This window comes from Pseudoalteromonas sp. ABE4_541 (assembly GCF_056312285.1).
Window position 1 is genome coordinate 119563 of the sequence record NZ_JBSVEM010000014.1, and the last position, 20387, is coordinate 139949.

Here is a 20387-nt window from a genome sequence, read left to right on the forward strand (position 1 = left end):
AAGCCAGAAGGCTTCCTTATCGCTCTTATAATAAGCCAACTTTAATTGGCGAATGTGTTTGCAAATAGTCTTTTAAGACTTGAGCGTCTGTTTTACTCGTTGATTTAAAGCCACTGAACTGTGTAATGTTGGGATAGCCATCACCACCTGCAGCGTTATAGCTATTGATACTCATACGATATGACGCCTTCATATCCAGAGCTTGGCCATTGATTTTCACATTGGCGAGTTTACCGTGCACGGTCTCAAATGACAGTCCATAGTACTGCAAGTAAGCGCCAGAATCGGGCGGGTAACTCGTCACAGTTTGCAGATATTCATATAAATCAGCGCCTTTCCATTGTATATAGGTAATACGGTTTTTGAATGGGTGCACCTTCAAAATGTCTTTATAGCTCACTTTACCTGCGTTTATGCTGTGGCGAATACCACCACCACTGATCAAACCAAAATCAGCATCTACAGCGGCCATTTGCGCCTTGATGATTAGCTTTGCCAGGTTACTTTGTTTGAATCTTACAGTGTTGCGGTTGCCATCTAAAAAGCCGTCAACAAAACCCACACTATGCATCAGTTGCTTTTCACCAATAGCTTGATATGGCTTTAAAAATGCTTTCATTTCAGGATCTGGTTGAATGTATTGGGACACATATTCTCCCGCTTGGTTTTTCAAATTGACTGGAACTAATTCATAGCTCAACAAAGTCTTTTTACCATTTTCAATTTTAAATTCGGCTTTACCAACATATTTGCCCCATTCATGAGCTTGCATGATCCAAACACCATTTTGCTGATCTGGGATACATGTCTTACCTGGTGCAAAGCTCAAGTCCTCTTTACCGTTAGGTTCAACGCACACTGGTTCTTGTGAGTGACCGCCAACAATGAGATCGAGTGTATTTGGCGCAATAGTGCGTGCTAGTGTGACATCACCTGGCGCGTTAATGCCAAACTTGGCATCATGATAGTGACCCATGTGCGTCACAGCGATGACTACGTCAACATGTTGTTGAGTGCGAAGAGACTTAACCAAAGGTTCCACTACTTTGCTAGGGTCTTCAAAAACAAGATCGCCAATATATTCAGGGTTTGCAATTTTTGCTGTATCAGTTGTTGTTAAACCGATGATTGCTATTGATAAACCATCACGTTTTATAATGGTGTAAGGTTGATAGGCGTAATCATTGGTAGTTGAGTGCTTGATATTGGCTGAGAGCAAAGGGAAATTTGCCCATTGCTGTTGCTTTTCAAGTACATCTAATGGGTTATCAAACTCATGATTACCGATGGCCATTGCATCATAACCGAGCAGGCTCATGCCCTTAAAATCCGGCTCTGCAAATTGCAGATCGGACTCAGGAATACCTGTGTTGATGTCTCCGCCAGATAATAATAGAACCGAGTGGCCTTTTTGCGCCGCCTCTGCACGTAATTGGTCTATCAGTGTTTTACGCGCGGCCATGCCATATTCACCGCGCTCATTGTGCCAAAAACGGCCATGATTATCATTGGTGTGTAGAACGGTTAAATAATGTGTAGTTTTGCTAGGTACTAGTTGACATGATGCCAAAATGGCACAAAACAGTACCGATAAAATAATACGCATATAGACCCTAATAAAGGTAATTCTTATGGAGGGCCTATTTTAAACTAATTATTCTAAATAAACATGACTAGTAGGTAGTATTTTTATTACTTTCTAAAGATGAAAACACCGCGTTTTCTCTGCGAGTAAGTTCTTCACGGGCGAACGAAGACTTTTCATGCTCGATTTCAACCATCCAATTTAAAAAACTAACAGGCAAACGCGTATAAGGTTCACCTGCATGAAGACCAAAATCGCAAATTGGCGTTTCGTTATTCATTATTATCGCCTCTTATTTTCATTGTGCCTAATGCTAACAAAACACACAGTAATTTAAAGAACGATATGTTACCAATGAGTATCTTTTAATTCGATAGCGTTATATAAATGTTGCTAGAAACGAAAGCCACAGTGCCAGCAAAATAGCACAACTTAATGTGAAAACTCTAAAGCGGGTGCGTACGTGATTTGAAGTGACGTGCACAAAGCTATGTACAATTCTTGATAGAACATAGGCTATGGAGATAATTGCGAATGTCCAAGAAACGACATTTTGTTGTAAAGCTAGTAGGGCCACCACAAAAAATAATACGGGCATTTCAAATTGGTTTTCAAAGTTGCGACTGGCTACTTGTACAGCTTCAGAGGCAGAATTCAATTGCATGGTTCTAAAGTCTTGAAGTTTTAATTCACCAAGGCGAGCGGCATTTAAGCGTCTTCGAGCCATAATTATTAAAATCGTGAATGTTAAAAATGACTGAAAAAACATAGAGATAATTACAATGTTGTTGGGAGAGCTAATCATGTTATGTAGTCCTTGATTTACACACTGTTACAATGATGTCTGTATATTAGTTGCAAATCACTAACTTACTAAAGATGATTACTATCAGTAAAGCAAAATAACAAATGGATATAGTCATGAAAAAGCTTTTTGCACTGAGTATTTTGAGCCTTTCGGTGATGACAGGTTGTACGACAACGTCTAACACAGTTGTACAGAATGCACCTTCAGCATTGTTAAGTGATAAATTAGTTATCAGCCCAAATGATAACCGCCAATACCAAACGCTGACATTAGAAAATGGCATTGATGTTATTTTGGTGTCTGATCCCAGCGTTGAAAAGTCAGCCGCCGCTTTAAGCGTGGGCGTTGGCTTGTTACACGATCCCATGACGCAACAAGGTATGGCGCATTACCTCGAACATATGCTGTTTTTGGGTACTGAGCGTTTTCCTGATACCAAGGGATATTCAGACTTTATGACGCAAAATGGTGGATCACATAATGCCTACACTTGGCTTGATATTACCAACTACATGTTCAAAGTGAATAACAACGCTTATGATGAAGCATTGGACCGTTTTTCAGACTTTTTCAAAGCGCCAAAGTTGTATCCTGAGTATACAGATAAAGAAAAGAACGCAGTGAATGCAGAATGGTCGATGCGCCGCGAACTTGATTTTTTTGGCCAGTTTAAATTAGCTCGAAACTTAATGGGCGATCACCCTGCAAATCGTTTCTTGCCTGGGAATTTAGAAACGTTAGGGGATAAAGAAGGCAGCAAATTGCATCAGGAAACTGTCGACTTCTACAATCGCTATTATTCAGCGAACATCATGAAAGTTGTAATGCTGTCAAACGAGCCTCTAGTTGAAATGGCCAAGAAAGCCAACAAGCATTTTGCAAGTATTGAAAATAAACAAATTGAACAGCCCAAAGTAACGACACAGTTAGACTTTGGCAAAATTGGTAAAAAGCGCATCCACTACGTACCAAATGAAGATGTAAAGCAATTAAAGCTAGACTTTACAATTGAAAATAATCGCGACCAGTTTGCTGTTAAGCCAAACTATTTTGTCACTTACTTACTGAGCAACGAAATGGCTGGCAGCCCAGCACAAGTGCTGAAACAGGCAGGCTTGATCTCACAATTAACCGCTTCTTCAAGCCCTGATATATACGGGAATTATGGCGCATTAAGCGTTGATATTGATTTGACCGATAAGGGAATGGAAAACCGTGAACTGATTGTTGCGACAGTCATGCAGTATATTGACCTTATCAAACGACAAGGCGTCGATAGTAAATACTTCGATGAGATCCGCACTTCACTCAATAATCAATTTCAATTCTTAGAAAAAGGCGATGAATTTAGGTATGTCAGCAATCTCGCTGATAGCATGCAAAAGTTCCCTGTAAACCACGCGATTAATGCAGGTTTCCACTACGCAAAGTTTGATCCGACTCAAGTGAGTTCAGTGTTAGAACAGTTAAATGCAGAGCGACTAAGAGTATGGTACATAAGCAAAGAAGAGCCCTCTGACGCGCAACTTCATTTTTATGATGGAAAATACAAGGTTGATGACATTTCGAAAAGTGAAATTGACAGTTGGAAAACACCAAGTCAGTTAGCATTACAGCTTCCGAGCGTAAATCGACTGCTTCCTGAGCACTTTGAGCTAAAGACAACAGCTGAACAAAGTAAAGAGGGAGTACAAAAGGTACTTCAAGAAGAGGGGGTTGCAGTTTGGCATAAATCAAGTGCGCTTTTTGCGCATCAGCCTAAAGGTAGCTTGAATATTTATATCAATTCTCCTGAGCCCTTAAGTAACATTCAGACTGATGTGGCTTTGGCTGTATGGACAGATTTATTCGCAATAAAACAGAGTAAGTTACTGACTGAGGCTTCTGTCGCTGGCATGTCGCTTTCACTTGCGCCAAGCAATGGCTTGAGCTTAACTATTTCTGGTTTTACTGATAAACAATCACAACTATTGTCCCAAGCGATGTCAGGGCTAAGAGTTGATGTGACGCAAGAAGAGTTTGTACAAGCTATAGATAGGTATCGTCGCCAACTTAAAAACGAAGCGAAACAGTTTCCAATAAACCAAGTATTTGGTCAGTATCAAAGGTTAATTCGGGCTGGTAGCTTTGATATGTCTGCGTTACTCGACGCTGCACAGCAATTAACGCTTGCGCAGTTTAACGGCATTCAATCTCAACTATTGGCAAATAATCAGGTGCGTATATTTGGCTATGGTAACTACGATAAAGCCGATTTGAGCAATGTCGCTAAGGTAGTCAAAAAATCATTACCAAGCAAACGAACGGTGACTGAGTATGCTAAGACACCTTATTGGCAGCCAAAACTCAAAGAAACATTTGTTTGGCAGCAGGATAGTGATGTTGCAGATGTTGGTTTAATCGACATGGTGGTGCATCCAGAACAAGGTTATAAACAAAAAGCTGCCGCCAAAGTATTGGTGAGTCATTTGAGTACGCATATTTTTGATACGCTGCGTACTGAAGAGCAGCTAGGGTATGCGGTTGGTGCAACAGCACAAAGTATCGATAACTATTCTGCCATTGGGTTTTACATTCAAACCCCCGTGAAAGATGTCGCGTCAATGCAAATGCGCTTCGACCAATATAAAGAAGAATATGCAAAAGAGCTCAGTCAGTTAGATAACAAAACATTTGAGCAACTCAAGAATGCTTTGCTTATCTCTTTAAATGAAGTGCCAAAGAATTTGGCCGATGAAGTTTATCCGCTGCTTTCAGACTGGTACAGAGAGAACTACCAATACGATTCAAAGAGCAAATTAATCATGGCGGTAGAGCAGATCACACTTGCTGATGTACAAGACTACTATCAACAAACCATGATGAATGCTGATGCGCCTCGTCTCAATATTCAATTACGAGGTAAAAAATTCCAAGACAAGCCATTTGCTCAACTACCGAAGCAAACGAAGTTGGCTTCAATTGAGGACTTGTATAAGCATATCTCGTTGCAATAAGTAAAAATTGGCCAGTATACTCAATAGTTGCTGGCCTTTTTATATGGAATAACAATGATAATAATAACGACAGAACGCCTATTTATTCGCAAAGCAACGCTTACGGATGACGCGTTTATATTGAAATTACTCAATCAAGCAAGCTTTATTAATAACATTGCTGATAAACAAGTTTACAGCTTAGCTGACGCACACAAATACATTCTAGGTGCCTTTTTTACGCCCTATCAAGAAGGCCTAAAGGCGCCTTTTATTGTAACTTTAAGAGATGGTACAACAGTTGGGGTCGCTGGATTTTATCAGAGGCCAATTTTTGATGAACCAGATCTCGGCTATGCTTTTTTAGATGAATACACTGGAAAAGGTTATGCGTCGGAAGCGGCAACTGCATTGCTCGATTTCGCAAAAAGTGAGCTGATGCTTAATCGTGTTCTGGCTATTACATCACCGCACAATGAAACCAGCATTAAGTTACTCATAAAATGTGGGTTTAAATTTGAAAAAATGATTCAGCTTGAACAAACTGACTCAACATCAAACCTCTATGCCATTAGCTTATAGTTACGACAAATACCAATAACAGCAACACCCAATTGCTTGAGAAATTAACCCTGACGCCAGCTGTTAAATAACTGCTCATTTAGAACAACTAAATCACGAAATTATTGCCTTGCCTGCATGTCGGTAAGGCAATAGCTGAACGCGGGTGCAGTGCTATCCATCAGATTTTCTTTGCTTTAAATTGGTTCTAGTTATTATTCGAAATAACTTCGAGTTGTTCGGTGATCTGACTTGCTACTTTGAGCCATGAGCGTTCCAACGCTTGTACTAGGCTAGCAAAACCATCTTGGCTCAACTCTTCGTTTAAGCTAAATGTGCGGTGGGCCAGCAACTGATTAGCGGTTTTACTTTTTTTGTAAAGATACCAATTGCCATTAAGCAATGAGCCAGCCTCGTAATGGCCGGCAAATTCGTTTACTTCAATCATGAGGTAAATCGTATTTGCATCGTCAGTTGGAACGCTACTGCTCATCACTTGCCAGTTCGGCATTTGTTTGGCTAACGTGTTTTGTAAAGTTTTACTCAGCATATTGCTAGGGTGCTCAGCCCAAAAATGGTGCTGAGCAACAGAGATCTCATGGTTTGGCAATATTTGTACAATTGCCTGCTGATCGGCAATCCCCGAGAGTTTTACTGCATGAACTTTTAAAACGGTGCTATGCGAGTTCTTACTTAAACTAGTGCCAAGGTCTTGCACCGCGGCAAAACTAAAGTAAGTATTTGGGGTATTGACGCTATGACTGCAACCAAACAGAAGACTGAGTAATAAGCTGACAATAATAGCACGCATTATTTTTTCCTAGGTTCCGGATCGTTGACCGTTTGCTTGTTGAATATCAACATATTTGGCTGTTCATTTAAACCTTTGGCAAATGGTTTTAGGGTATTAGATAAGCTTTCTAATTCTTCTAAAGTATCCGTTAGTTGTTCAACCATCGTAGAGTCTTGTTGATAGTGAGTCAACGTTCGCTCAAACTGTTTTAAACTCGAGGTTAATTGCGTGAGCGTGCTACTAATATTGTCTAAATTTTCATTCACTTTTTCGGCCGTGCCTTGTTGATTAAATGTGCTGATTAATTGCTTCATTTCCATCGCAAGTTGCCTGTATTCGTTTAAGGTTCCGTCTAGTTGCAGTAACGTTCGGTTTATGGGCAAATCATTCAAAGTATTTAACAATTTTGTGACTTGCTCTGATAACGCGGTAAACCCACTTGATACACTTGGAAGTACTGGGTATACCGAAGACGTTACTACACTTGCTGTTGGCGCATCTGGGTAGAAGTTTAGCTCTACATACACCGCACCGGTTAACATATTGCCACTTTTTAATGATGCCCTCAATCCATTTCTAATCCATTGTTCTATATTTTCTTGCCAGTAACGTTTTGCTACGTCGTTTTGCTCAAATAACCGCCCATATTCAATGCGGATCAAAACAGGAACAGAGGTATTGCCTTGTTGAAAGTAGAGAGGTTGGCCATCGCGTTCTAACTGTGCTGGGGCTTGTTCAACTGTGCCAATGCGCATACCCCGATATTCAACAGGGGCTCCAGGTCGCAGGCCTCTGATTGATTGCTCAAATTCAATAAGATAGAAATCGAAGTCGTCAAAGCGCTGCTCCAACGCAACAGAAAAGTTTTCATGCAGTGTGAAGGCATTATTTTCAGGTGCTATGGTACTTGCTTGTTGATTAGGTGGATAGTCTACAGAAATGCCACCTTTAATAAGTTTAGATAAACTGCCTGTTGAAACTTGGATCCCTTCTGTTGAAAGATTAATGGCAACACCCGAAGAGACCCAAAAGATCATATTATCGGAAATAAGGTTATCGTATGGAGAAAAGATAAAAATGCCATATTCCATGGCTAAGCTTTCGGTGTTAAAACTTGTCGCTTCAATTTGACCAATCTTAAAGTTTCTGAAGTAGATACTAGTGCCTACATCCAGTACCTCAGCATGGCTTGATTTAAGTTTGTATCTTGTTCCTTGAATATCTGAGCCGATTAGAGCAGGTTCATCTTGGAGTGTAAATAAGGTGGAGTTTACTTTGCTGCTGCCGGGCTCTAACTCAAGATAGACGCCAGAGAGTAATGTATTCATTCCCGAGATACCAGATTCATCAATTCTTGGTTTCACTATCCAAATTTTTGCATCTTCAGTTAATAAAGAAGCGTATATACTGTCGATTTGAACTTTCGCGATAACAGCATTTTGGTCCATTTGTAGCCTTAGTGACTGAATCGTGCCTATTTTTACACTGCGAACACGTACTTCTGTTTTGCCAGCGACAATACCATCAGCATTAGTCATCTTTACGAAAATGGTTTGCCCTTGGTTTAATTGGTGTTGATATAGCATCCAGGCCGTTACAAACAAGGCTATGATAGGTATAAACCAAATCACTGAAAACTTCGGCTTTGATTCTATGTAAGCATGCTCATTCATTGGTTTTTAATTTATCCCATAAAATACGAGGGTCAAAGCTATGTACTGCCATCATTTGACACAATACCATGACCGCAAAAAATACGATGCCAATCTGTGGCTCTACTGTTAATACGGAGCCGAGCTGCACTAAAGAAACCAATATGATAACTACAAATACATCTATCATCGACCATTTTCCCATCCACTCAAGCCAACGATATAACTGACTTGCTCGTTTTGGGTTATTACACATTTTTGCTTCAAAAAGAAGATAAAACAAAGCCATTGCCTTGAATAGTGGAATACAAATACTGGCAACGAAAATAATGATAGCGATAGGGTAGGAGCCATCGCGCCACATAATGACAATGCCAGAGAATACCGTTGCCAACGTACTTTGTCCTAAGTTAATAGTATTCATAATTGGCAGTAGGTTGGCTGGTAGCATCAGTACAAGAGAAGTAAGCATCCATGCGAACGCGCGTGCGTTTGCTTGTGGTTTTCTAAAATAAGTTTTAGCGTAACAACGTGGGCAATGGTTATGCGCAGTTAATTGGCCGCACACATTGCATTGCTTTAAAGATTGAGACAACGCGCTTTTACCGCACTGTAGTGGCTTTGGCTCAAATTGTTTTTGTTGGCGTTGCCAAAGCTCGTTGGCGTCAATCAAAGTCAGTAATTCAACAAAGCAAAATACAAACAATACATAGGCCCAAAAGCCATACCCTAATGTGAGTTCAGCATATGACATGAGTTTGAAGGTGCTAACTAATACCGCAACCAAAAAGATATCGGCTAAGTTTAAAGGCGTAATATAGCTCAGTGCTTTCGCGATCCTGCGAGCGTTGTGGGGGTTAAGTTGACCCCACAAGGTACTGTTAGTTAATAACACTAAACAACAGACTAATAGAGGCATGAGCAAAATAGTAAATATGAATACTACAGCCAGTGCCGTACTATATTTTTCACCGAGTAATATTGCAGCATCCCATAGGCTTATTTGTTGATTTAATCCGCGTTGGGCGAAGGAGATAAACGTTGGGTATAGACTCGAGAATAAAAATAATAGAGACGCTATGCTAAAAGCATTCAACCATTGCTGTTGTTCACTTTTACAACTTATTAAGTGTGAGCGGCAGACTGGGCAAACAGCTCTTTGCTGCTGTCCGACATGTCCAACATTAATTAGTCTGTCACAATGTTTACACGCAAGGATCACATTAATTACTTATCAACTTTAAATTCAATTTAGTGTGCGGCAATAATACCTTGAGTGCAAATTTTTGATCAACTGGGCAAGGGACTTACGTAAATTTAATTGTAAAAATGATCCCCAATTTCAGTGATGGTTGATGCAGGATCAGCTAGCATTATTAGAGTATTATGAGTATTCGTAAGTGCACGAATAAGGAGATACTTTGAGGTATTTAATAGGCCTGATTTTAATATTGCTCACTTCTTGCACCCAAGCTATTGCAAACGAAAGAAAAGTGATCGTCGCCGCCAATGCGTCTTTACCACCTTACGTTATCCCAAGCGATGATAGCGGAATTCAGTTGGAAATTTTAAAAGCTGCGTTTAATCAGCAGGGACTTTCAAATATCGAAGTGCGATATATGTCTAATTTGCGGGCGGAGCAAGAGTTGTTGTCGGGTAAAGTCGACGTCGCTTTAAACTTTCCACATCATGAACACCCGAAGGTTTATAAGAGCGATAGCTTGTTGAGTTATCAAAATGTGGCTGTGTCGCTTGCTTCCAGAAGCTTCCACATCGACACTATTTACGATTTACAGGGAAAAAGTATTGTTGCTTTTCAGCACGCAACCGCATATTTAGAAAAGCCTTACAAGGCAGTGGTTGATAATTTGCTTGCTTATGACGAGGTGGTTAATCAAGAAGCACAAATTACTAATTTGATGAAAGGCTGGGTTGATGTCATCGTGTTAGAGCGGCGTATATTTATTTACTACTTGAACCAGTACGCACAGAACAACCCCATACAACCATTTAGAGTTCACGCTATTTTTGCGCATGCGCCAAGACCGGGCTTTTTTAAAAGTGAGAGTTTACGTGATGCATTTAATGCAGGTTTACAACAAATTGTTGATAATGGTCAGTACCATGCCATCATGAAGCTTGATGGCATGGAGTATGCCGCAGGCGTAAGTGACGATTTAGTCAAATAGTGCGACGGTTTGTCTGGTCAGTGCTAGAAGTTTGCCATCACTGCTCCAGATAGTGCCGTCTTCTATACCGTAACCATCTTTACAATAATGTGTCTCAGCTTCAAAGCCAAGCCAATCCTGCGCTTTTAGGTCGGGGTCTTGCACAAATTCTAAATACCAAGACATACTACTTGCAGGCGCAGGTTGTTTGTACATTTGTAACAATGTTGGCGGCCAAGCATCCGTTAGGGCGATGATATGTGCTTCGTTCATTTGCTGCTGTTCTTCTTTGAAACGCATCCAACCACCCAGATGTGATGTATCAGCACCAGAAAAAGGCAATGCGCCTTGTTGTGGACATAATGCAACATGTTGAAAAAATTCTGGCATCACGCCTTTTTGATATGGCAATTGATATTGCTCATTTACAGGTGAAAGTGTCATTTCTTTTGCAACTTCGACATGAACGTTCGAAGCGCGTTTTGCCCCAAAGCATGCTTGAGTGATAACGCACACCTGTTGGTTTTGTACAATACGTGCCATAACCTGACTACTATTTTTGCCTTCTCGTAGTATTTCAATTTTGATTTGAAAGTCTTGTTCGGCAAGTAGCGGGGCGACGAAATTTGTACTCAAAGATAAAATACGTCGCTCACCAGAAACGTGTTGTCTGATTGCTTGATACATCAATGCGGTTGAGAGTCCACCAAATGCGGTTCTTCCTTGACACCAGTTTGCAGGAAACTGCATTGTGCCTTCACCAAGCTCAGCAGCTTGGGCCAATAGTTGTTCAAAATGCATAATCGATTCTTATTTATTTCGTTATTATTGTTGAAAGTTATAACACAAGCTTTGAGGTCAGACCAGTTTGTGGTGTTTTCATTTTGTGCAATCAATGTCCTTGTTTTGGATGAAAACAGCCCATTTTGAAATAAAAACAAAAAAAATGAATTTTTTTTTATAAATACGCTTGAATTCGATTTTCTTGCCCCTATTTACAAAGCATCTAACAGAACAACGAATTTTGAAGTCGGAGAAGATTCATGGGTAAAATTATTGGAATCGATTTAGGTACTACTAACTCTTGTGTAGCGGTACTAGATGGTGAGAAAGCACGCGTTATCGAAAACGCAGAGGGCGATCGTACAACCCCTTCAATCATTGCATACACAGCAGAAGGTGAAACGCTAGTAGGTCAGCCAGCTAAGCGCCAAGCGGTAACAAACCCACAAAATACATTATTTGCGATTAAGCGTTTGATTGGTCGTCGCTTTGAAGACGAAGAAGTACAACGTGATATCAGCATCATGCCTTTCCAAATTGTTAAAGCAGACAATGGCGATGCATGGGTAGAAGTACGTGGTGAAAAACGTGCTGCACCACAAATTTCAGCAGAAGTACTGAAAAAGATGAAGAAAACAGCTGAAGACTTCTTAGGTGAAGAAGTAACTGAAGCGGTTATCACAGTACCTGCATACTTCAACGATTCACAACGTCAAGCAACTAAAGATGCAGGTCGTATCGCGGGTCTAGAAGTTAAGCGTATCATCAATGAGCCTACAGCGGCTGCTCTTGCATACGGCATGGACAAAAAGCAAGGCGATAACGTTGTTGCAGTATACGACTTAGGTGGTGGTACATTTGATATTTCAATCATCGAAATCGATGAAGTTGATGGCGAGCACACATTTGAAGTACTAGCTACTAACGGTGACACTCACTTAGGTGGTGAAGACTTTGATAACCGTGTTATCAACTACCTAGTAGAAGAATTCAAAAAAGACCAAGGTATTGACCTTAAAACTGACCCGCTAGCAATGCAGCGTGTTAAAGAAGCAGCTGAAAAAGCGAAAATTGAGCTTTCTTCAGCACAGCAAACAGAGGTTAACCTACCTTATGTAACTGCTGATGCAACGGGTCCTAAGCACATGAACGTTAAGCTAACTCGTGCGAAGCTTGAGTCTTTAGTAGAAGACCTAGTAACTCAGTCAATCGAGCCATTAAAGCGTGCGCTTGCTGATGCTGACTTGTCAGTAGGTGATGTAAACGACATCATCCTAGTTGGTGGTCAAACTCGTATGCCATTAGTACAGAAGACTGTTGCTGACTTCTTCGGTAAAGAGCCACGTAAAGACGTAAACCCTGATGAAGCAGTTGCAGTAGGTGCAGCGGTTCAAGGTGGTGTACTAGCTGGTGACGTGAAAGACGTTCTACTACTTGACGTATGTCCTTTATCTCTTGGTATTGAGACAATGGGCCAAGTGATGACTGCATTGATTGAGAAAAACACGACTATCCCAACTAAGAAGTCGCAAACATTCTCAACAGCTGAAGATAACCAGTCTGCAGTAACAATTCACGTACTACAAGGTGAACGTAAGCGTTCAAGCGACAACAAATCTCTAGGTCAATTTAACCTAGAAGGTATTCGCCCTGCGCAGCGTGGTGTACCACAAATCGAAGTAACTTTTGATGTTGACGCGGATGGTATCTTACACGTATCTGCAAAAGACAAAGACACAGGTAAAGAACAGAAGATCACAATCCAAGCTTCTTCAGGTCTAAGCGATGACGAAGTAGAGAAAATGGTACGTGATGCAGAAGCAAACGCAGAAGAAGATAAGAAGTTCGAAGAGCTAGTATCTTCACGTAACCAAGCTGACGCAATGGTTCACGGTACGCGTAAGCAAATCGAAGACGCGGGCGAAGCACTTCCAGCTGAAGACAAAGAAGCGATTGAAGCAGCACTAAGCGAGCTTGAAACGGCTATCAAAGGCGACAGCAAAGAAGAAATCGACGCTAAAGTACAAGCATTAGCTGAGAAATCGCAAAAGCTAATGGAAATTGCACAAGCTAAAGCTCAGGCAGGTCAAGCCGGCCCTGATGCAGGTGCCCAGCAAGGTTCTGCTAAGCAAGACGACGATGTTGTTGACGCTGAGTTTGAAGAAGTTAAAGACGACAATAAGTAATTGTTGACTTGTAAGGGCGCGCTGGCGATTTCGCTTGACGCGCCCTTAGTGTATGTAAATTTTGGCTAACGTTTGTTTAGCCTATTGATGGGCTGAAGCCCGTCATACTAACTAGAGTAATGTGATAACTATGTCAAAACGTGATTATTACGAAGTACTAGGCGTTAGCAAAGATGCCAGCGAACGTGACATAAAAAAAGCGTACAAACGCTTGGCAATGAAGTTTCACCCAGACCGTACGGCGGGCGATGCGGATTTAGAAGCTAAGTTTAAAGAAGTAAAAGAAGCTTACGAAGTACTAACTGATAGCCAAAAGCGTCAGATGTATGACCAATACGGCCATGCAGCCTTTGATCAAAATGGTGGTGGCCACGGTGGTTTCGGCGGCGGTCAAGGTGACTTTGGCGATATTTTTGGTGACGTATTCGGTGATATTTTTGGTGGCGGTGGCCGTCGTCAATCTCGCCAACAGCGTGGTGCCGATCTTCGTTACAATATGGACTTAACGCTGGAAGAGGCGGTTCGTGGTAAAGAAGTTGAGATTAAAGTACCAACTTGGGTGAGTTGTAGCCCATGTGATGGCAGTGGCGCAAAAGCGGGATCTAAGCCAAAAACGTGTACAACCTGTCATGGTGCGGGTCAAGTTCAAATGCGTCAGGGTTTCTTTGCAGTGCAGCAAACTTGTCCAACGTGTCAGGGTACAGGTTCAATTATTTCAGACCCTTGTAACAAGTGTCACGGTCAGGGCCGTGTAGAGAAGACGAAGACATTATCTGTGAAGATCCCTGCAGGGGTTGATACAGGTGACCGCATTCGCTTATCTGGAGAAGGGGAAGCGGGCGCACATGGTGCACCAGCTGGAGATTTATATGTTCAAGTCTCTGTACGTGAACATCCAATTTTCACTCGCGACGGCAATAACCTTTACTGTGAAGTACCAATTAGCTTCAGTACAGCGGCCTTAGGTGGTGAAATTGAAGTGCCGACTTTAGATGGCCGTGCAAACTTGAAGATCCCAGCAGAGAGCCAAACTGGTAAGATGTTCCGCATGCGTGGAAAAGGCGTAAAGTCTGTGCGCAGTGGCGCCGTTGGCGACTTGATCTGTAAGGTGGTACTAGAAACACCTGTGAACTTGAACGAGCGTCAAAAAGAACTGCTTAAAGAGTTTGAAGAAAGCATGGGGGGAGAAAACAGTAAAAATCGCCCTAAAGCGCAAGGTTTTTTTGACGGTGTGAAAAAGTTCTTTGATGATTTAACCAAGTAAGGTTAATTTACTGAACATAAAAACGGCGCATACTTTGCGCCGTTTTAGTTTTTGCCACTCAGTTCAGCGGCATTAAATAATCATGTTTACTTTCACACGTACAGGCAATTGTTTGGTTATTTTGGCCCAATAATAACTGCCCTGTTTTACAGCCGAGTAGTTCACATTTTGCGTTACATGTTAGCGAATCATGCCACGCTTCGTATTCGCTATGCATAAAGTTTAGCAATGCCAATACGACAACCACCATGAGTATGAAAGGTCGTGCATTTGTTGCCATACCGCACACCTTTTCAATTCAAGTGACATATAAAACTGTAGTTGAGAGTTGACGTTTGTCGAACTTACGGTATTTTGGTTTAGTATTGAAAAAGGAATAATTCATGACACCGGCCATTAAATTGCTTGAAAAACAGAAAGTCCAATTTGAGATTTTAAAGTTCGACCACGACCCAAATGCGCAAAATTTTGCGGATGAGGCAGCCCAAAAGCTTGACCTAAAAGCAGAGCAAGTATTTAAAACCTTGTTAGTTGAAGTCGATGGTGTGCTGAATGTTGCCGTGTTACCCGCAACAAGACAGGTCGATTTAAAAGCCTTTGCAAAGGCCTGCAAAGGTAAAAAAGCCACGTTAGCAGATGCCAAAAAAGCACAAACCAGTACAGGTTATTTAATTGGTGGCATTAGCCCGTTTGCTCAAAAAAAGCGCTTAAATACCTTGCTACATAGTGATGCACAAGGGTTTGAGAAAATTTACGTAAGTGCTGGAAAAAGGGGGTTGGAAGTTGCCGTCGCACCCAGTGATTGCATTCGTTTGTGTAATGCTGTGGTTGCTCATTTTTAGATGGGATCAGTTCATATGAACTGTTTGGAGTAGGGTAACGGGCTGTCAGCATAACAATGGTCGCTCAGCGACTATTCAAGAAAGCAATACTGGGAAACTTACAACGAGGTGGCCAAAAAGTATTGACCACTACATACTTGACTTTTCGCAAAAGCATGTGCGCACACAAGCGTGATAAGCAAAATAAACGTGGCTCTAATTAACATTGTTATTCCTTTGACAAAAAATGAAGACTAATTTGATACTACATTCATTCGGGTTTATAGAAAAACAATTGCGAGCAATGACCAAGTTTTACTTTCACATAACACCTTAAAGTACGTCTGCAGATATAACTGTCCAACGTAACGAACAAGTGGAGCTAAAGCGAAACTCAGTTCCATGGCTGTTGGCAATTATTGTTTATTTGATAAGTTATTTATCGATTTATAAGGTGATTGTATGTACTCAACAACAATGCAAAATGATTCCAGTGACAGTGAAGAGGAGTATCAAATTCCGCGAACTAAAACGTGGCAAGAAAAGCGTGATGAGCAAATTCAAACACTAGATAAATGGCGGAATCTGCAAGTTAGTGACCCACAAACTATCAATAACAATACTTTTATTAATGATATTAAAGCGCCCTTAATTGATGCATTTAAAAAACAGCATTACCCGGTAAAGGACCAAAACTATGAGATCCCATCCGCTCAATTAAAGCTTTATAACAGAAGTTTAGAACAAGCTAGGGAGGATGTGGATAGGTATGCAAATTTATATTTAGGGTTACAAGCTTTAGCTACAACTGATATTAAGCAGGACTTTGATAACTTTAATAATGATAATGATGACGCATTAGAAGGCCATAAAGACATGGCCTATTTAGATGCTTGCTCAACAGTAATTAATGGGCAAGGACTGTTCTATGTATGGCAAGGCAATGCGATAAAAAAAATAAATCAAACTCCTTATGATCCAGAAGGGCTTGGCTTAGAAATCTATAAAGGCTTAGAAGAGCAGTTACAAGTGAGTTTAACTGTCGCGAGCAACTACTGGAAAGCGAACTTTGTTACCAGCAGCCCAGTTAAAGTAACGGCACAAAGCCGTGCTCATGGAGATTTAAGCAGCAGCGCTAAAGCCGGTGGTAACGAAGTTTTCGGCTCTACAGGTATTGGAGTTGGCATAGTAAATTACAGAGAGGGCTTTGAAGAGCCTGTTGCAGTTGATCATTACATGGGAACGTCCTTTGGTAAAGGGTTTGGAGAAAAGCCTAGCAAATATGATATTCCGGAAGATACTGTCTCTGGCAAAAAGGTGAGTGAACTCGATATCCTCTCGCATGACCAATACGCCAGATACCTAGACACAGTAAAAGCTGTAGGCAAAGATCGTACAAGTGGGGCTGTGAATGAGCATGGCCTTAAGGTAAGAAATGGCAGAGGAAGTGGCCAATCTGCTGCAATGGGAAGAACCAGTGCGAACCAATTGGCTAAATATTTAGGCATAGATGGTGGACGTGCATGGGAATGGTTGCATATACGAGCAGATTCTTTAGGCGGGGAAACTACGCCATTTAATTTAGTACTAGGCACTAAAGATCAAAATACAGCCATGATGCCTTTTGAAGCTTCACTAAAATCACTTGCTAGCTTAGCTAGAAAAGATGAAGCTAAATCCGTAATGGCGGAGTTTTCAACATCAGGGGATTTACTTTCAGACATCCCTTGTACTGAAGAAAATATCAATATGAATTGGTATATGAGTTGGAACAAAGAACAAGTTGCCGAAAACGAAGTAAAAACTCAGGAATATAGTGGAACAATTACGTTTATGCCGCGCAAAACCAGCTATGTTGCCGCTAAAGATGATATTAAATTGCTGGAAGAGCAATTGACAGCGCAGAGCAACAAGTTTCGCTCAGAAGAAGAGTAAAACTTGTTCTTCCCTTCTATACGGTTGGTTTTTGAAGTGTGCTTTTTAAGGCATGCTCATCTTTGCTGCTTTTGACATAGATATTTGTCGACACAAAACCATAGGGTCTTTGGATTTAAATAAAAATTAAACCTAAAAGTGAGGTAGATCTTAGGCTTTTCAATATTTCAGCGTACACGTGTAAGCCTCTAATTTGTCAACAGTTATCCTTAATGGAATAAAGTCGCAGTAAAAAAATCGTTAAAAAACTGGATAGAGTAATTGATCTATTCTGTTTTTTATGCGTAATAACAACTAAATGGACAGGCACTCAAGTTGCTCAAGTATGAAACCTTGAGTGTTTTGTTTAAGCTTTAGATTCTTCAAAACCATTTCAAATTCTAAGTTCAAGGAGTGAACGATGGGATTAGCAAGGAAGCGGCAAATCAGTTTGTCGGATACTCGATATTATCATTGTGCTTCACGCTGTGTGAGGCGTGCATTTTAGTGCAGTGCCACTATATACGGGCCTCTCACTAACAACGAAATAGGCAAAGTGAGTTTTTAGAGCCATTACTTACTGAAATGCTTGTTGTAGCACCAAAATTTTTGGCACATTTTGCAACAAATCCTCTCTCTAGTTTGCGAAAAACTAGGATATAATCGCACCAATTTTCAGTTACTCTTAGACAATTTAACCATTGGTGCATATGTACGAAAATATCAGACTTAAACTAAACGCGCTAAAAAACAACAAGGTATTTGAGCTTTCTGTTGTCGCGGTGATCATTATTTCAGCGTTGGAAATAGGTGCTAAAACCTTTCCGCTGTCTAGCAGTGCGGTATCGGTTACGCATGTTTTAGACGTGTTCATTACCTTGTTTTTCTTATTTGAAATTGCGATTCGATTTATAGCCGACGATAACAAAAAGCACTTTTTTAAAAATGGCTGGAATGTGTTTGATACGCTGGTAGTTGTGATCAGTTTAATACCTATCAATGACAGTGAAATGGCTTTATTGGCACGCCTAGTCAGGGTGTTTAGGGTGCTTAGGATGGTCTCGGTTGTCCCTGAGCTACGCGTGCTGATTAATTCACTAATAAAAGCGTTGCCGCAACTCGGTTACGTGGTTTTGTTGATGTTTATCATTTTCTACATTTACGCGGCTGTCGGTAGCTATATCTTCAAAGATATTAATCCTAAATTGTGGGGAGATATTGCTATATCAATGCTAACTCTCTTTAGGATCATGACGTTTGAAGACTGGACCGACGTTCAGTACGAGACTATGGAAGTGTATCCATTTTCTTGGATTTTCTATTTAACGTTTATATTTTTCACGGCATTCGCGTTTTTAAATATGGTGATTGGGATCGTGGTGAGTGTGATGGAAGACGAGCACGCCAAGCTTCGCGAAGAAAAAGAAAGCAAACAGCATAAACCGACGATAGAAAGCTTACAGAATGAGATTAGAGAGTTAAAAACGCTTATTCTAGCGCAGCAAAACAATACGGCTAAGGCAACAGATAAGGAGCGTGCGTCTTAGGCAGAAATAGATTTAGAGCTACATTATATGGGGTAAATAAAATTGCTATTTTTGTAAGGTAACTCTGCAATCCTGCATATTGTAAGAGGGAGCGGTGTGATTGTAAATTTATTGATAGTTCAATGTTTCATATTGTTATGTTTTTACTGCTGACGTAGTCATCAGCGTTTATTGATACTCTGAACGGTTGTTTTTTACCAAAGGTAATTATATTTCAATTAATAAAGGATTATTACAATGAGACATATTAACTCACTAATGTTCGTACTATTGCTTGTTTCGTCTTTCTCTACGTTTGCGAACTACCTTAAAGTTTGCACCGAATGTAACGGAGGCTACATTAATCAGGCACAAGTAGGATCTAGCGGGATTGGGAAGAAGGTTTATGTGTTAGATGTAAGAAACAAAGTACTGGTTAAATATAAAATCATAGGCGTGAGAAATGGGGACTTTATTGAGGGAGTTCCGTTCCCAGAAGAAGTTACTCTTGAAGAACGTGGTAAGGCGAATGCATTTTTTGAAAGCCGAGAGGCGTTCGTCGATGACATAAGCAGGAATACAACGCTATTGACAGACTTCATCAACGATCTTTCAAGTGACTCAGTTTCTCCAGTAAAGCCTAATTTATCCATCTATCCGGCAATTGAATCTTGCCAAGATAGTGATATGAATCCTTATGAATTTCTTTCTAATTCGTCAATTAGGAGTTCTATATTTAATAAAATGCTTCAGTTTTACCCGACAGGTCAAGCAGCTATAAATAAGTGGAACAGCTTTGTTAGTTTCGCAAGTGTGAATATAGGCGCAATAACTGTTGAGACTTCTTTTTTATCCGTGCCTCAAACGATTTACTTTCCAAGTGGAGGCACGTTAAAAGTAGTGGCGAACCCCTCGGGTAGTACTTTCAAAGTAGTAAATGGCTCAGCATTTGATTGTAATGGAAACAATATTCCTCAAGAAAGGGAACAATTTAGAGGGGATTATAATTTCGGTACGATAAGAGGTATTGATGGTTTTAAAAAATATGGCCAAACTTTTGGTGTTGATTTCGAAGGAAAAATCGAATTTTGCCGTAGTTATTCTACTCGATGTTTCAGAGTGGGGACGGGACGACATGTTTGCGTGATAAGCAATTGTTAATTATAAGGATTTAAGTATGTATTTTTTAGTGAATCACCCACTTTCCATAATACTTTTGCTATTTGTGTTTTTTGTAAACTTGATTTTTGCATTTGGTGTTGTCCACTTCCCCGTCAGTGAGACACCTGTAAACTAGAGTTTTCTAACTTTGCCCGGTAAGCTGCTGGCGGCAGATCACCGAGACTTTCAT

17 protein-coding genes and 1 pseudogene are annotated in these 20387 nt (G+C 40.6%); 10 read left to right on the forward strand and 8 right to left on the reverse strand.

Annotated features, from left to right (window positions below):
* Positions 1-25: 25 nt before the first annotated feature.
* From ushA to ACW689_RS14405, 3 genes are all read right to left on the reverse strand, one after another.
* Complete coding sequence (ushA, locus tag ACW689_RS14395; RefSeq protein WP_476292541.1) at positions 26-1606, reverse strand: bifunctional UDP-sugar hydrolase/5'-nucleotidase UshA; 1581 nt, start codon at positions 1604-1606, stop codon at positions 26-28.
* 67 nt (positions 1607-1673) lie between these two features.
* Entirely contained in the window at positions 1674-1865 is a 192-nt protein-coding gene (locus tag ACW689_RS14400) for a hypothetical protein (protein ID WP_476292543.1), read from the reverse strand.
* 99 nt (positions 1866-1964) lie between these two features.
* Positions 1965-2390 carry an MAPEG family protein gene (locus tag ACW689_RS14405; RefSeq protein WP_476292545.1) on the reverse strand — a complete coding sequence of 142 codons (426 nt, stop codon included), beginning with the start codon at positions 2388-2390 and terminating at the stop codon, positions 1965-1967.
* Between the two features lie 116 nt (positions 2391-2506).
* Between ACW689_RS14405 and ACW689_RS14410 the strand changes: the two genes are divergently transcribed.
* Both ACW689_RS14410 and ACW689_RS14415 read left to right on the forward strand, forming a co-directional pair.
* The gene (locus ACW689_RS14410) at positions 2507-5389 is read left to right on the forward strand and encodes an insulinase family protein (protein ID WP_476292547.1); all 2883 of its coding nucleotides are present in this window, start codon (positions 2507-2509) and stop codon (positions 5387-5389) included.
* Positions 5390-5443: 54 nt separating this feature from the next.
* Positions 5444-5950, forward strand: a complete 507-nt coding sequence (locus ACW689_RS14415; RefSeq protein WP_476292549.1) for a GNAT family N-acetyltransferase — start codon at positions 5444-5446, stop codon at positions 5948-5950.
* Between the two features lie 187 nt (positions 5951-6137).
* Here the strand turns inward: ACW689_RS14415 and ACW689_RS14420 are convergent, their stop codons facing one another.
* The 3 genes from ACW689_RS14420 to ACW689_RS14430 are packed head-to-tail and all read right to left on the reverse strand — an operon-like array spanning position 6138 to position 9596.
* Positions 6138-6740 (reverse strand): PqiC family protein, encoded by a 603-nt coding sequence (locus ACW689_RS14420; protein WP_476292551.1) that lies wholly within the window; start codon positions 6738-6740, stop codon positions 6138-6140.
* Positions 6740-8395: an intermembrane transport protein PqiB gene (gene pqiB, locus ACW689_RS14425; RefSeq protein ID WP_476292553.1), complete on the reverse strand. Its 1656-nt coding sequence runs from the start codon at positions 8393-8395 to the stop codon at positions 6740-6742. The genes ACW689_RS14420 and pqiB overlap by 1 nt, the downstream gene beginning before the upstream one ends.
* Entirely contained in the window at positions 8388-9596 is a 1209-nt protein-coding gene (locus tag ACW689_RS14430; protein ID WP_476292555.1) for a PqiA/YebS family transporter subunit, read from the reverse strand. The genes pqiB and ACW689_RS14430 overlap by 8 nt, the downstream gene beginning before the upstream one ends.
* A gap of 199 nt (positions 9597-9795) precedes the next feature.
* Between ACW689_RS14430 and ACW689_RS14435 the strand changes: the two genes are divergently transcribed.
* A complete protein-coding gene (locus ACW689_RS14435) occupies positions 9796-10563 on the forward strand; it encodes a substrate-binding periplasmic protein (protein WP_476292557.1) in 768 nt (255 codons plus the stop codon).
* Here the strand turns inward: ACW689_RS14435 and ACW689_RS14440 are convergent.
* Positions 10552-11343: an acyl-CoA thioesterase gene (locus ACW689_RS14440; RefSeq protein WP_476292559.1), complete on the reverse strand. Its 792-nt coding sequence runs from the start codon at positions 11341-11343 to the stop codon at positions 10552-10554. The two genes, ACW689_RS14435 and ACW689_RS14440, sit on opposite strands and share 12 nt — an antisense overlap.
* Positions 11344-11585: 242 nt before the next feature.
* On the opposite strand from ACW689_RS14440, the gene dnaK reads away from it, so the two are divergent.
* The gene (gene dnaK / locus ACW689_RS14445) at positions 11586-13511 is read left to right on the forward strand and encodes a molecular chaperone DnaK (protein WP_476292562.1); all 1926 of its coding nucleotides are present in this window, start codon (positions 11586-11588) and stop codon (positions 13509-13511) included.
* 130 nt (positions 13512-13641) lie between these two features.
* Positions 13642-14775, forward strand: coding sequence for a molecular chaperone DnaJ (dnaJ, locus tag ACW689_RS14450; RefSeq protein WP_476292564.1), 1134 nt, complete (start codon positions 13642-13644; stop codon positions 14773-14775).
* Between the two features lie 58 nt (positions 14776-14833).
* Here the strand turns inward: dnaJ and ACW689_RS14455 are convergent, their stop codons facing one another.
* Positions 14834-15055 (reverse strand): hypothetical protein, encoded by a 222-nt coding sequence (locus ACW689_RS14455; protein WP_476292566.1) that lies wholly within the window; start codon positions 15053-15055, stop codon positions 14834-14836.
* Positions 15056-15158: 103 nt separating this feature from the next.
* Between ACW689_RS14455 and ybaK the strand changes: the two genes are divergently transcribed.
* The 5 genes and pseudogenes from ybaK to ACW689_RS14480 all read left to right on the forward strand — a co-directional run bounded on the left by ybaK (position 15159) and on the right by ACW689_RS14480 (position 20197).
* Entirely contained in the window at positions 15159-15617 is a 459-nt protein-coding gene (ybaK, locus tag ACW689_RS14460) for a Cys-tRNA(Pro) deacylase (protein WP_476292568.1), read from the forward strand.
* Positions 15618-16058: 441 nt separating this feature from the next.
* Positions 16059-17531 (forward strand): hypothetical protein, encoded by a 1473-nt coding sequence (locus tag ACW689_RS14465; protein WP_476292570.1) that lies wholly within the window; start codon positions 16059-16061, stop codon positions 17529-17531.
* Between the two features lie 400 nt (positions 17532-17931).
* Positions 17932-18015, forward strand: a pseudogene (locus ACW689_RS14470) (transposase); the annotation flags it as partial.
* Positions 18016-18220: 205 nt separating this feature from the next.
* Complete coding sequence (locus ACW689_RS14475) at positions 18221-19057, forward strand: ion transporter (RefSeq protein WP_476292572.1); 837 nt, start codon at positions 18221-18223, stop codon at positions 19055-19057.
* 237 nt (positions 19058-19294) lie between these two features.
* A complete protein-coding gene (locus tag ACW689_RS14480; protein ID WP_476292574.1) occupies positions 19295-20197 on the forward strand; it encodes a hypothetical protein in 903 nt (300 codons plus the stop codon).
* Positions 20198-20387 lie beyond the last annotated feature (190 nt).

Excerpts from the sequence above, each read along its gene's own strand:
- ACW689_RS14455 (WP_476292566.1), bottom strand. The coding sequence starts at position 15,055 with ATGGCAACAAATGCACGACCTTTCATACTCATGGTGGTTGTCGTATTG.
- ushA (WP_476292541.1), bottom strand. The coding sequence starts at position 1,606 with ATGCGTATTATTTTATCGGTACTGTTTTGTGCCATTTTGGCATCATGT.
- ACW689_RS14420 (WP_476292551.1), bottom strand. The coding sequence starts at position 6,740 with ATGCGTGCTATTATTGTCAGCTTATTACTCAGTCTTCTGTTTGGTTGC.
- ACW689_RS14400 (WP_476292543.1), bottom strand. The coding sequence starts at position 1,865 with ATGAATAACGAAACGCCAATTTGCGATTTTGGTCTTCATGCAGGTGAA.
- ybaK (WP_476292568.1), top strand. The coding sequence starts at position 15,159 with ATGACACCGGCCATTAAATTGCTTGAAAAACAGAAAGTCCAATTTGAG.
- dnaK (WP_476292562.1), top strand. The coding sequence starts at position 11,586 with ATGGGTAAAATTATTGGAATCGATTTAGGTACTACTAACTCTTGTGTA.
- ACW689_RS14440 (WP_476292559.1), bottom strand. The coding sequence starts at position 11,343 with ATGCATTTTGAACAACTATTGGCCCAAGCTGCTGAGCTTGGTGAAGGC.
- ACW689_RS14480 (WP_476292574.1), top strand. The coding sequence starts at position 19,295 with ATGAGACATATTAACTCACTAATGTTCGTACTATTGCTTGTTTCGTCT.
- ACW689_RS14410 (WP_476292547.1), top strand. The coding sequence starts at position 2,507 with ATGAAAAAGCTTTTTGCACTGAGTATTTTGAGCCTTTCGGTGATGACA.
- ACW689_RS14415 (WP_476292549.1), top strand. The coding sequence starts at position 5,444 with ATGATAATAATAACGACAGAACGCCTATTTATTCGCAAAGCAACGCTT.
- pqiB (WP_476292553.1), bottom strand. The coding sequence starts at position 8,395 with ATGAATGAGCATGCTTACATAGAATCAAAGCCGAAGTTTTCAGTGATT.
- ACW689_RS14405 (WP_476292545.1), bottom strand. The coding sequence starts at position 2,390 with ATGATTAGCTCTCCCAACAACATTGTAATTATCTCTATGTTTTTTCAG.
- ACW689_RS14475 (WP_476292572.1), top strand. The coding sequence starts at position 18,221 with ATGTACGAAAATATCAGACTTAAACTAAACGCGCTAAAAAACAACAAG.
- ACW689_RS14465 (WP_476292570.1), top strand. The coding sequence starts at position 16,059 with ATGTACTCAACAACAATGCAAAATGATTCCAGTGACAGTGAAGAGGAG.
- dnaJ (WP_476292564.1), top strand. The coding sequence starts at position 13,642 with ATGTCAAAACGTGATTATTACGAAGTACTAGGCGTTAGCAAAGATGCC.